Source organism: Paraburkholderia fungorum, assembly GCF_003610895.1.
In the GTDB taxonomy this organism is placed as follows: domain Bacteria; phylum Pseudomonadota; class Gammaproteobacteria; order Burkholderiales; family Burkholderiaceae; genus Paraburkholderia; species Paraburkholderia fungorum_B.
The window spans coordinates 73384-84967 of the sequence record NZ_MCAS01000031.1 but is presented as its reverse complement, the minus strand read 5'-3'; the positions used below and the strand labels follow the sequence as shown (position 1 = coordinate 84967).

The 11584-nt window shown below is 58.2% G+C and carries 5 protein-coding genes, 2 rRNA genes and 1 pseudogene; 5 read left to right on the top strand and 3 right to left on the bottom strand.

Annotated elements, in window-relative coordinates; genetic code table 11:
• Nucleotides 1-279 precede the first annotated feature (279 nt).
• Together BCY88_RS25935 and rrf are read left to right on the top strand one after the other, a co-directional pair.
• Nucleotides 280-3159: ribosomal RNA gene (locus tag BCY88_RS25935) — 23S ribosomal RNA — on the top strand.
• 227 nt (nucleotides 3160-3386) lie between these two features.
• A 5S ribosomal RNA gene (gene rrf / locus BCY88_RS25930) occupies nucleotides 3387-3499 on the top strand.
• Between the two features lie 83 nt (nucleotides 3500-3582).
• Here the strand turns inward: rrf and BCY88_RS25925 are convergent.
• A pseudogene (locus tag BCY88_RS25925) lies at nucleotides 3583-3771 on the bottom strand (lipocalin family protein); the annotation flags it as partial.
• 295 nt (nucleotides 3772-4066) lie between these two features.
• On the opposite strand from BCY88_RS25925, the gene imuA reads away from it, so the two are divergent.
• Genes imuA through BCY88_RS25910 form a run of 3 tightly spaced genes read left to right on the top strand, consistent with a single transcriptional unit; the run spans nucleotide 4067 to nucleotide 10246 of the window.
• The gene (gene imuA, locus BCY88_RS25920) at nucleotides 4067-4906 is read left to right on the top strand and encodes a translesion DNA synthesis-associated protein ImuA (RefSeq protein ID WP_120347016.1); all 840 of its coding nucleotides are present in this window, start codon (nucleotides 4067-4069) and stop codon (nucleotides 4904-4906) included.
• Nucleotides 4806-6596: a Y-family DNA polymerase gene (locus BCY88_RS25915; RefSeq protein ID WP_120347015.1), complete on the top strand. Its 1791-nt coding sequence runs from the start codon at nucleotides 4806-4808 to the stop codon at nucleotides 6594-6596. Before imuA ends, BCY88_RS25915 begins: the two co-directional genes overlap by 101 nt.
• Nucleotides 6597-6601: 5 nt before the next feature.
• Nucleotides 6602-10246: an error-prone DNA polymerase gene (locus BCY88_RS25910; protein ID WP_120347014.1), complete on the top strand. Its 3645-nt coding sequence runs from the start codon at nucleotides 6602-6604 to the stop codon at nucleotides 10244-10246.
• A 109-nt stretch (nucleotides 10247-10355) separates the two neighbouring features.
• On the opposite strand, the gene BCY88_RS25905 is transcribed toward BCY88_RS25910, so the two are convergent.
• A complete protein-coding gene (locus BCY88_RS25905) occupies nucleotides 10356-11276 on the bottom strand; it encodes a dTDP-4-dehydrorhamnose reductase family protein (RefSeq protein ID WP_120347013.1) in 921 nt (306 codons plus the stop codon).
• Between the two features lie 13 nt (nucleotides 11277-11289).
• Entirely contained in the window at nucleotides 11290-11508 is a 219-nt protein-coding gene (locus BCY88_RS25900; RefSeq protein ID WP_120347012.1) for a heavy-metal-associated domain-containing protein, read from the bottom strand.
• Nucleotides 11509-11584 lie beyond the last annotated feature (76 nt).

The following is an 11584-nucleotide window of genomic DNA, read 5'->3' as shown; positions in this document are numbered from 1 at the left end:
GCATTGGCGATTGAGCCAGTCAGAGTGATACGTGGTTATAGCAACCGCGATATCGGCTGTCGTTCTTTAACAATCAGGAAGAAGTAGTAAAGAGATTCACGAAAGCATACTTAGAGATGGGTGTGCGAGTAGGTGAATCAGGGTTGTGATTGTATCAATGTATGAAAAGGTGATCGAAAGATTGCTTTGGAATACGGCGCAACACGAATACTCAACCTGTAGCGATTGTGGCGAGCGTGGCATTCCGAGTGAATGACACAGGAGACACACCCGTTATAGGGTCAAGCGAACAAGTGCATGTGGTGGATGCCTTGGCGATCACAGGCGATGAAGGACGCGGTAGCCTGCGAAAAGCGGAGGGGAGCTGGCAAACGAGCTTTGATCCTCCGATATCCGAATGGGGAAACCCGGCCCGTATGGGTCATCCGTAGCTGAATACATAGGCTACGTGAAGCGAACGCGGTGAACTGAAACATCTAAGTAACCGCAGGAAAAGAAATCAACCGAGATTCCCAGAGTAGTGGCGAGCGAAATGGGACCAGCCTGTACTCTTTATCTTCATTGTTAGTCGAAGGCTCTGGAAAGTGCCGCCATAGCAGGTGATAGCCCTGTAGACGAAAACAGCGAGGAAGAACTAGGTGTACGACAAGTAGGGCGGGACACGTGAAATCCTGTCTGAAGATGGGGGGACCATCCTCCAAGGCTAAATACTCGTGATCGACCGATAGTGAACCAGTACCGTGAGGGAAAGGCGAAAAGAACCCCGGGAGGGGAGTGAAATAGATCCTGAAACCGCATGCATACAAACAGTCGGAGCCTCGCAAGGGGTGACGGCGTACCTTTTGTATAATGGGTCAGCGACTTACATTCAGTGGCAAGCTTAACCGATTAGGGCAGGCGTAGCGAAAGCGAGTCCGAACAGGGCGATTCAGTCGCTGGGTGTAGACCCGAAACCAGGTGATCTATCCATGGCCAGGATGAAGGTGCGGTAACACGTACTGGAGGTCCGAACCCACTAACGTTGAAAAGTTAGGGGATGAGCTGTGGATAGGGGTGAAAGGCTAAACAAACCTGGAAATAGCTGGTTCTCTCCGAAAACTATTTAGGTAGTGCCTCGTGTATCACCTTCGGGGGTAGAGCACTGTCATGGTTGTGGGGTCCATTGCGGATTACTACGCCATAGCAAACTCCGAATACCGAAGAGTGCAATCACGGGAGACAGACATCGGGTGCTAACGTCCGGTGTCAAGAGGGAAACAACCCAGACCGCCAGCTAAGGTCCCCAAATATTGCTAAGTGGGAAACGAAGTGGGAAGGCTAAAACAGTCAGGAGGTTGGCTTAGAAGCAGCCATCCTTTAAAGAAAGCGTAATAGCTCACTGATCGAGTCGTCCTGCGCGGAAGATGTAACGGGGCTAAGCAATATACCGAAGCTGCGGATGCACATTTATGTGCATGGTAGGAGAGCGTTCCGTAAGCCTGCGAAGGTGCATTGAAAAGTGCGCTGGAGGTATCGGAAGTGCGAATGCTGACATGAGTAGCGATAAAGGGGGTGAAAGGCCCCCTCGCCGTAAGCCCAAGGTTTCCTACGCAACGTTCATCGGCGTAGGGTGAGTCGGCCCCTAAGGCGAGGCAGAAATGCGTAGCTGATGGGAAGCAGGTTAATATTCCTGCACCATTGTTAAATGCGATGGGGGGACGGATCGCGGAAGGTTGTCCGGGTGTTGGAAGTCCCGGTCCTTGCATTGGAGAAGGCGCTTAGGCAAATCCGGGCGCGGAATTCAAGGGTGTGAGGCCATTCACCTAGGTGAAGAAGCAACTGGAAGTGGTTCCAAGAAAAGCCTCTAAGCTTCAGTTTAACAAGACCGTACCGCAAACCGACACAGGTGGGCGAGATGAGTATTCTAAGGCGCTTGAGAGAACTCGGGAGAAGGAACTCGGCAAATTGGTACCGTAACTTCGGGATAAGGTACGCCCCTGTAGCTTGACTGGCCTGCGCCAGAAGGGTGAAGGGGTTGCAATAAACTGGTGGCTGCGACTGTTTAATAAAAACACAGCACTCTGCAAACACGAAAGTGGACGTATAGGGTGTGACGCCTGCCCGGTGCCGGAAGATTAAATGATGGGGTGCAAGCTCTTGATTGAAGTCCCGGTAAACGGCGGCCGTAACTATAACGGTCCTAAGGTAGCGAAATTCCTTGTCGGGTAAGTTCCGACCTGCACGAATGGCGTAACGATGGCCACACTGTCTCCTCCCGAGACTCAGCGAAGTTGAAGTGTTTGTGATGATGCAATCTCCCCGCGGCTAGACGGAAAGACCCCATGAACCTTTACTGTAGCTTTGCATTGGACTTTGAACCGATCTGTGTAGGATAGGTGGGAGGCTATGAAGCGTGGACGCCAGTCTGCGTGGAGCCGTCCTTGAAATACCACCCTGGTTTGTTTGAGGTTCTAACCTTGGTCCGTAATCCGGATCGGGGACAGTGCATGGTAGGCAGTTTGACTGGGGCGGTCTCCTCCCAAAGTGTAACGGAGGAGTACGAAGGTACGCTAGGTACGGTCGGAAATCGTGCTGATAGTGCAATGGCATAAGCGTGCTTAACTGCGAGACCGACAAGTCGAGCAGGTGCGAAAGCAGGTCATAGTGATCCGGTGGTTCTGTATGGAAGGGCCATCGCTCAACGGATAAAAGGTACTCTGGGGATAACAGGCTGATACCGCCCAAGAGTTCATATCGACGGCGGTGTTTGGCACCTCGATGTCGGCTCATCTCATCCTGGGGCTGTAGCCGGTCCCAAGGGTATGGCTGTTCGCCATTTAAAGAGGTACGTGAGCTGGGTTTAAAACGTCGTGAGACAGTTTGGTCCCTATCTGCCGTGGGCGCTGGATATTTGAAGGGGGCTGCTCCTAGTACGAGAGGACCGGAGTGGACGAACCTCTGGTGTACCGGTTGTCACGCCAGTGGCATCGCCGGGTAGCTATGTTCGGAAGAGATAACCGCTGAAAGCATCTAAGCGGGAAACTCGCCTTAAGATGAGATATCCCCGGGGCTTCGAGCCCCTTGAAGGGTCGTTCAAGACCAGGACGTTGATAGGTCAGGTGTGGAAGCGCAGTAATGCGTTAAGCTAACTGATACTAATTGCCCGTAAGGCTTGATCCTATAACAGGTGTGTCTCGACCAGAGTTAGCGCTTTAGCGCTTACTCTGGTCCGATCCCCGCAGGGGATACGTGTGAACCCCAGATGGGGTCGCAGAACACACAGGTTGAGATCAGTGTTGTGCCAGAAACAACACAACCCCCGAATCTCCCTCTGGTGAGCATCACCAGAAACTACTTCTTCCAGATTGGTTGTGCTGTCCCCAAAGACAGCACGACAACAAGTCATGCCTGATGACCATAGCGAGTCGGTCCCACCCCTTCCCATCCCGAACAGGACCGTGAAACGACTCCACGCCGATGATAGTGCGGATTCCCGTGTGAAAGTAGGTAATCGTCAGGCTCCCCAGCAGCACCAGAAACCCCACCCCACAACGGTGGGGTTTCTGCGTTTACGGGCCACGGAATCTCCGTCAGGAACACCGCTCACTCCTTCCCGATCCGCAGCGCGTTCGCGTAACCCGTCAGCTCCAGGTAGGCATTCCCGACGTCCGCGCCATCGCGACTCACCCGTACCGCACCTTCCCAGTACACCGCGCCGGTCGACTGCCGCGAATCAAGTTCCTGATCGTCCATCAGGGGATCGAGGTGCCACGTAAGCGCACCGGTTCTGACTCTTGCACGACATCCGCGGCATGCATGCACGACTCTCCGCTCCCATCTTTCCCGGGCATGCTAAGTTTTATCAGCTTGGCCACCGTGCCAAGTGCAACTGCTCCCGCAGGTGAAAACCAGCAGCAAAACCGCCTTCATCACCGCCTTCATTTCCTCCGGCACGCGCATCCTCGCCTCGCCTTGTTTTCTTAACATCCCCCTCAAAATACTGTATAAATATACAGTGAAAACTCGTCACCCCATGCTTGCCCGATGCCGGGCCGGGTGGAGTATTCCCTACGGAACGAGCGTGTCTATGGCAGCAGCGATTCATCTGGCAGCAACCGCGCTGTCGTCGCAATTACGACGACAGGTGTGGCAGGGCAATGAGCTTGCCGAGGCGGACTCGCGGGTGATTTCCAGCGGCTATGCCGCGCTGGATCAACTACTGCCCGGGCAGGGTTGGTCGGCTGGCGGTCTGACGGAATTATTGATTGAACACGGGGGCGTCGGTGAACTGCGTCTGCTGGCTCGTGCGCTTCAGCATCTCACGGCACAAACCGAACGGCACGTCATGTTCGTGGCGCCCCCTTACCAGCCCAGTGCTTCGACTCTGAGGGCTTGGGGTATCGATGTTGAGCGTGTCTTATGGGTGCGTTCGAGTGAAGACCAGGCCTTGTGGGCCGCTGCTCAGGCATTGAAACAGGATGGCATGGGGGCAGTGCTGGTATGGCTGTCGAATGCGCGCGCCGATAAGGTTCGACGTCTGCAGGTGGCGGCTCAGGAGTCGGCCTCGCTGGCATTTTTGATCCGGCCTGTCGAGGCAGCCACGCAATCTTCGCCGGCACCTTTGCGAATGATCTGCGAGCCGCTCTTGCCGGCCAATGCGCAGACGATTAATCGTCGCCAATGGTTGCAGGAGATTGGTATCTCGATCGACATCTTCAAGCGCCGCGGGCCGCCGTTAGCGGAGCCTCTGCGCCTTATTTTGCCGTTACAAAGCGTCGTGTTGCCGGAAAACGGAGCCGGCAGCAGGCAAGGACAAGAGATCAAACATGTTGTGGATCGCAGTCACATTGCCACTCTTGTCGCTGGAAGCGGTGAAACCTCTCGAGTTGCTCCGGGATGGTTCGCTCGCGAAGCCGAATCGGCGTGAGTCCGGCGACGAGGCAAGCCAACCTCCAGGCGTCGAAGGCGTCACTGGGGTGCGCTGCTATGCGCTGGCTGATCACGCGCACGTCCTGATGCCGGATTTCGATGCATTGCGTGCCGGAGTGCAGGTAGGCCATTCGCGCTCGTACGCATTGGCTTTGGCTCCTGGTCTTAAGATGCTTGCCGCAGACGTGACTCGCGAAACCCAGGCGTTCGAAGCGATGGCGCTCGCTTTGCTGACGTATACACCGAAGGTATCGCTCGCACATGCGCATACCTTGTTGCTGGAAGTCGGTTCCGGTCTGCGGCTGTTTGGCGGCTTGCGCGCGTTGTTGTCACAGGTATCCGCGACGGTGGCTGAATTCGGCTATACGGCACGCATCGCGTGCGCACCGACAGCATGGGGTGCGTGGCTGTTGGCGCAGGCGCACGCCGATCGGCAGGGGCGTCGTTGGCATGTGATAAAGGAAACGTCGCTTGCGCGGGTTCTCGACCGCCTATCCGTGTCGTTGCTGCCGGTTGCGCTGGCGCATCGCGAGGCGCTTACGCATGTCGGTTGCTCGACGCTGGCCGATTTGCGTCAGTTGCCAAGGTCGGGTGTCGTGCGGCGTTTCGGCAGCGGCATTCTGGATCTGATGGCACAAGCATATGGTACGCGTCCGGATCCGCGCGAATCGTTTCGTGCGCCGGCATCGTTTCATGCGCAGTTGGAGTTGCCGTCGCGAGTCGATAACGCCGATGCATTACTGTTCGCCGCGCGTCGGCTGATTGTGCAACTGGCCGGATGGTTGAGTGCGCATCATGCCGCGCTCAGTGCCTATACGTTGTTGCTAGAACATGAATTGGCATCCCGTCATGCGCCGAAGACGTCGAATCTGAAGGTCGCGTGGGCCCTACCGTCGCGCGACGCCGAGCATCTGATCTGGTTGTTGCGTGAGAAGTTAAATCAGACGGTTCTGGCTGCGCCCGTGATCGAGTTAAAGCTGGTCGCGGATCAGATCAGCGAGTGTGCAGGGCGGTCGGACACCTTGTTTCCCATGCCCGAATCGGACGGCGATTCGATTGCACGTCTGCTCGAACGCTTGAGCGCACGTTTGGGGCCGGAGAATGTGCTGCAGATGTCGGTGCAGGACGATCCTAGGCCTGAGCGGGCAATGCGCGTCGAGGCCTACCAGGCGCAAGCGTTTTCGCGCAAGAAGCGTTCGTCTGCGAAGACCAGGACAAAAATCAAAGCGGATAAAACCTGGCTGAGCGATGAGTTGCAGAACGCTGCATTGGAGATGGAGAGCGTGCCTGCGGACGATGCCACGGCGAGACAAGCAGAACAGGCAGGATGCACAGAGCACATATCCCGACAGCCCGAAAAAGCAGGCGATGCTAAAAACAGCCACCTATTCGCAGCACAGCCAGCCGATGCTCAAGCCTCACTCGATCTGCCCGACAGTGCATTGCCATCGCAGCCTCGTCCCGTCTGGATGCTGGACAAACCGCTGCGCCTGATGATGCGAGACCAGCGGCCGATCTATCGTCGGCCACTGAAAATGCTCACGCGTACCGAACGGATTGAAGCAGGGTGGTGGGACGGTAACCTCGTCGAGCGGGATTACTACGTTGCGGCAGACGATCGTGGCCATATGTTCTGGGTGTACCGGGAACGTTCTGGCGAGTGGTATTTGCAGGGTTTGTTCGGCTGAGCATCATGGCAGATTCCCAAGTCTCGGGTTTATTGGAGCCGGCGCTTGCGGCTCAATTGCCGCCCTACGCAGAACTGCACTGTCTGACTAATTTTTCGTTTCTGCGTGGCGCTTCGCATCCGCATGAGTTGGTCGAGCGGGCGATGTCGTGCGGCTATAGCGCGCTCGCAATCACCGATGAATGCTCTCTGGCGGGCGTCGTGCGCGCGCACACGGCGGTGAAAGAGATCGAACAGGAGCGGGAGCGCCAACGGAAGGAGCGCGATGACAAGGCGAAAGCCGCGCAGGCAGGAACGTCTTTAGAAGAAGCAACGGAGCCGGTGGCCGAGAAGCCAGCGTGCTCACAACAAGAAACCACGCAGCCAGAAACCACAGAGCCAGAAACCACGCAGCCAGAAACCACAGAGCCAGAAGCCACAAACCAAGAGACGCTAAAACCAATCCCTCAGCTCATCATCGGCAGCGAACTCAATCTGACCGACGATGCAGGCGAACCGTTCTGCACACTGGTTGCGCTCGCAACCAACCGCAATGGCTACGGCAATCTTTCCGAGCTGATCACTCTTGCCCGTTCGCGTGCGGACAAAGGCAGCTATCGCCTCAGTCCATCCGACTTCACCGACTCGCTACCGCATCTTGGGCATCTCAAGACCTTGCCCGATTGCGTCCTGATCCTCGTGCCGCAGCGCACGGCGACGCTCTCGCACACATTGCGCTGCGCACACTGGCTGGCTTCGTTCGCGCCGCAACGCTCATGGATCGCACTCGAACTCTGGCAAACAGGCAGCGACGATCTTCAGATCGACGCATTGCGAATGATTTCAAAAGCGAGTGGTTTGCCTTTGGTCGCAGCAGGGGGCGTCCTGATGCACGTGCGATCACGCAAGCCGTTGCAGGACACCCTGACCGCGATTGGCCTCGTCACGCCGCTATCGGCGTGTGGCCACGCGCTCGAGGCCAATGCCGAACGGCATATGCGCACTCGCGTGCGGCTCGGCAAACTGTATCCCCGCGACACGCTCGAAGAAACGCTGCGTATCGCGGCCCTGTGCCGCTTCTCGCTCAGCGAACTCGAGTACGAGTATCCGGAAGAGCTGGTGCCCGCCGGTGAATCGCCATCAAGCTATCTGCGCAAACTGGTCATGGCCGGCGCGATGGAGCGCTGGCCGAAAGGGATGGATCTCAAACGAATCGGTCAGATCGAGACAGAACTGAAACTGATCGCCGACCTGAAATACGAAAAGTATTTCCTGACGGTACACGATATCGTGAGCTTCGCGCGCTCCAGAAACATACTGTGCCAGGGGCGAGGTTCGGCGGCAAACTCGATCGTATGCTACTGCCTGCATGTAACGGAAATCGATCCGGCGAGCATGAACATGCTGATCGAACGGTTCATCTCACGCGCGCGTAACGAACCGCCTGATATCGACATCGATTTCGAGCATCAGCGTCGAGAAGAAGTGATTCAATATATCTATGGGAAGTATGGCCGTCATCGTGCTGCGCTCACTGCAACGCTGATTACCTATCACGCACGCAGTGCGTTGAAGGACGTCGGCAAGGCATTGGGGCTCGAAGCGTCGCTGATCGAGCGGATCAGTAAGTCGCAGCAGTGGTGGGACGGCGCGGATGCGGTCGCCAAATATCTTGCCGAAGCGGGCTTCGCTGCCAATTCGCACATCACGCAGCATCTGATTCGCCTCACCAAAGAGTTGCGCAGTTTTCCGCGTCATCTGTCGCAACACGTCGGTGGCTTTGTGATAGCGAAAGACAAGCTGTCACGGCTCGTGCCGATCGAGAACGCAACGATGAAAGACCGTAGCGTGATCGAGTGGGACAAGGACGATATCGATGCGCTCAAGCTGCTAAAAGTCGACGTGCTGGCGCTAGGCATGTTGTCGGCAATCCGGCGCGCTCTGGAATTCGTCGCATTGCGACGCGGTTTGCCGAAATTCAGGATGCAGGATATTCCGCGCGAGGATCGGGCCGTCTACGAAATGTGCGGTCATGCCGACACGATCGGCGTATTCCAGATCGAATCGCGTGCGCAGCAAAGCATGTTGCCGCGGCTGAAACCGAACAAGTACTACGATCTTGTAATCGAAGTCGCGATCGTGCGGCCCGGACCGATCCAGGGCGGCATGGTGCATCCGTATCTGCGCCGCAAGCAGAATCTGGAGGCGGTGGACTACGCGAAGGAGGAGTTGCGGCCCGTGCTGGAGCGCACGCTCGGCGTGCCGATTTTCCAGGAACAGGTGATGCACCTCGCGATGGTTGCCGCGAAATATACCGGGGAGCAGGCCGATCAATTGCGGCGCGCGATGGCCGCGTGGCGGCGCACCGGCAATCTGGCGAAGTATCAACAGGATCTGACCGAGCGCATGCTCAAGCGAGACTATGAACCAGAGTTCATTGCACGCATCTGCAAACAGATCGAAGGCTTCGGCGAATATGGTTTTCCTGAAAGCCATGCCGCGAGCTTTGCCTTGCTGGTCTACCTCAGCGCGTGGTTGAAGCGTTATGAGCCGGCCGCTTTTCTGGCCGGGTTACTGAACAGTCAGCCGTTGGGGTTTTATTCGCCATCGCAACTCGTGCAGGATGCCCGGCGTCACGGTGTCCCGGTATTGCCTCCCGACGTGACCTTGAGCGACTGGGAATCGACCTTCGAACGACGCGGCCATGAAGGGCAGCGGATTTCATCGGGCGAGACCTGTTTGCGTCGTCAGCAGGGCGCATTGTCCGCACAGCAATTCCGTGATCTGTCGTTGCGGCGCTTTACCGTGGCCCGGACGATCCGGCGCGCCGCAAAACAGCTGACCGCACGCGTATTTCAATCGTCGAAGACCTATGGTGCGCGCGGTCCGGCGGTACGCATCGGCATGCATCTGATCAAAGGTTTTTCACAGGTGGCTGCCGAACGCGTCATGGCGGCCCGTCGTGAGGCACCGTTTACCGACGTCGACGATTTGACGCGTCGTGCGGCATTGACGCGGCGTGATCTCGAAGCGCTGGCGGCGGCGAATGCGCTGGTCAGCATCGCGGGCCATCGGCGCGAAGCGTGGTGGGCGGTGACCGCGCAGCACGCGGTGCCCAGGCTGCTGCGCGATGCGCCGATCGCCGAAGCGCCGTTGGCCTTGCCGCAGGCAACCGAAAGTCGCGAGATCGTCGACGATTACGCGAGCATCGGTCTCACGCTCAATCGTCATCCACTCGCCCTATTGCGCGAACGTCTTGCCAGGCAGCGTTTTCGTACGGCGGCAGAACTCGCGGTGTGCCGGCACGGCACGCTGGCGCGTGCCTGCGGCATTGTCACCGTGCGGCAACGGCCCGGCACGGCAAACGGTACCGTGTTCGTTTCCATTGAAGACGAAACCGGTTCGATCAACGTGATCGTCTGGCCAGCGCTGGTGGAAAAGCAGCGCAAAGTGTTGCTGGGTTCATCGTTGCTGGCGGTGTATGGCGTCTTGCAGCGTGATGACGGCGTTTCTACCGGAGGTGACAGTGCCGGCCACGTGGCGGACGCCAATAATGCAGGGAACGTGAAACGCAAGCAGAAGGGCGAGGTGATCCACCTCGTCGCGCATCGGCTCGAAGACCACAGCGACTGGCTCGGCGAACTGGCCACGGCAAGTCGCGATTTTCATTGATACGGACCTGCCGTGGCCAAGCTTCCAGGTCCCGGCGGCTGGCAGGCAGAGTGCCGGGGCGTAGCAGCGAGGGGCCCGCACCTGCCGCGGTCGCTCTCGTTGCCGGGCGCTACGTTGTCGTCTCGCCCCGCCATGGAAATTCCGCCAGCACTTGCCGGATCGCCGCGTTGAACGGCGTGCGGCGGCCAATGCCGAGTGCCTCGAGCCGTCCCGACGACAAATGACAGTTATGCGGACGCGGCGTCGCGTCCGTGGGCGTGTACTGTGGCGTTATTTGCGCATCGAGTTGCAGTGCAGCGGCGAGCCGCACGGCGATTTCATACTTGTTCATCGGCTCGTCCCCCGACCATTGCACGATGCCGCGGATTGCCTCGCCACGTGCGTGCCATTCGAGCATCTGCCGGATCACGAACGCGACGTCGGGTGTAAACGTCGGGTAACGAATCGCCCATGCATCCATGACAGCGGCCTTGCCTCCACGCGAAGCCGACGCGGCGATCGCCGGCACGAGACTCGTCACCGCCGATTCCGCCCAATCGACGATCGGTCCATACAGCAGCGGCAAACGCAGCACGCAGCCGAGATCGGTGGATTCGGCCAGCGCGCGTTCGCCCTCGAGTTTGCTGCGCCCATAGGCATTGAGCGGCGCGGGCGCGGAATCGTGCTGATAGGGCGGGTGGGCGCCGTCGAACACGTAATCGGTCGAGATCGAGAGCGTCCATGCACTGCGGCGTTTTGCCGCCGCAGCAATGGTGCGCACCGCATCCACGTTCAACGCGCGGGCGAGCGCCGGATCGTGCTCGCACACATCCGGCCGACGTTCCGCAGCGGCAATGACGAGCGCGTCCGGCGCCTCGCGCTCGACAAATTGCTCGACCGCTCGCGCATCGCGAATATCCAGGGCAACGGTGTTCGGACCTGGCCGGCTGAACGCCGTAGCGACGACTTGCCAGCTTGCCTGCTGTGCCAGTTCGTCGACGAGAGCCCGGCCGAGCAGCCCGGAAGCACCAATGACGGCAACCTTGAACATGACGGTCGCCCGCTTAGCGGGCCGGGCCGGTGGTCACGCCGGTTACCGTGTAACCGGCCTCGTCGATTGCAGCCTGTAGCGTGCCAGCCGGTTGCGCCGAGTCGACCGCCACGCGGCCGGATGCCAGATCGACCCGGACCTGAGCGGTTTCATCGTGTTCACGGATTGCATTCGTAACTGCCGCCACGCAATGCTGGCAGCTCATGCCTTCCACCTGGAATTCGATCGTCATCGGGATTGCCTCGAAAAAATGAATGTTGCGATGGTTGAATTATGCCTGCCGATACGCAACTGAGTGCCTGACCTTC

Bases quoted from the DNA above. Each gene is read 5' to 3' on its own strand.
- imuA (WP_120347016.1), top strand. From the start codon at position 4,067: ATGGCAGCAGCGATTCATCTGGCAGCAACCGCGCTGTCGTCGCAATTA.
- BCY88_RS25915 (WP_120347015.1), top strand. From the start codon at position 4,806: ATGTTGTGGATCGCAGTCACATTGCCACTCTTGTCGCTGGAAGCGGTG.
- BCY88_RS25905 (WP_120347013.1), bottom strand. From the start codon at position 11,276: ATGTTCAAGGTTGCCGTCATTGGTGCTTCCGGGCTGCTCGGCCGGGCT.
- BCY88_RS25910 (WP_120347014.1), top strand. From the start codon at position 6,602: ATGGCAGATTCCCAAGTCTCGGGTTTATTGGAGCCGGCGCTTGCGGCT.
- BCY88_RS25900 (WP_120347012.1), bottom strand. From the start codon at position 11,508: ATGACGATCGAATTCCAGGTGGAAGGCATGAGCTGCCAGCATTGCGTG.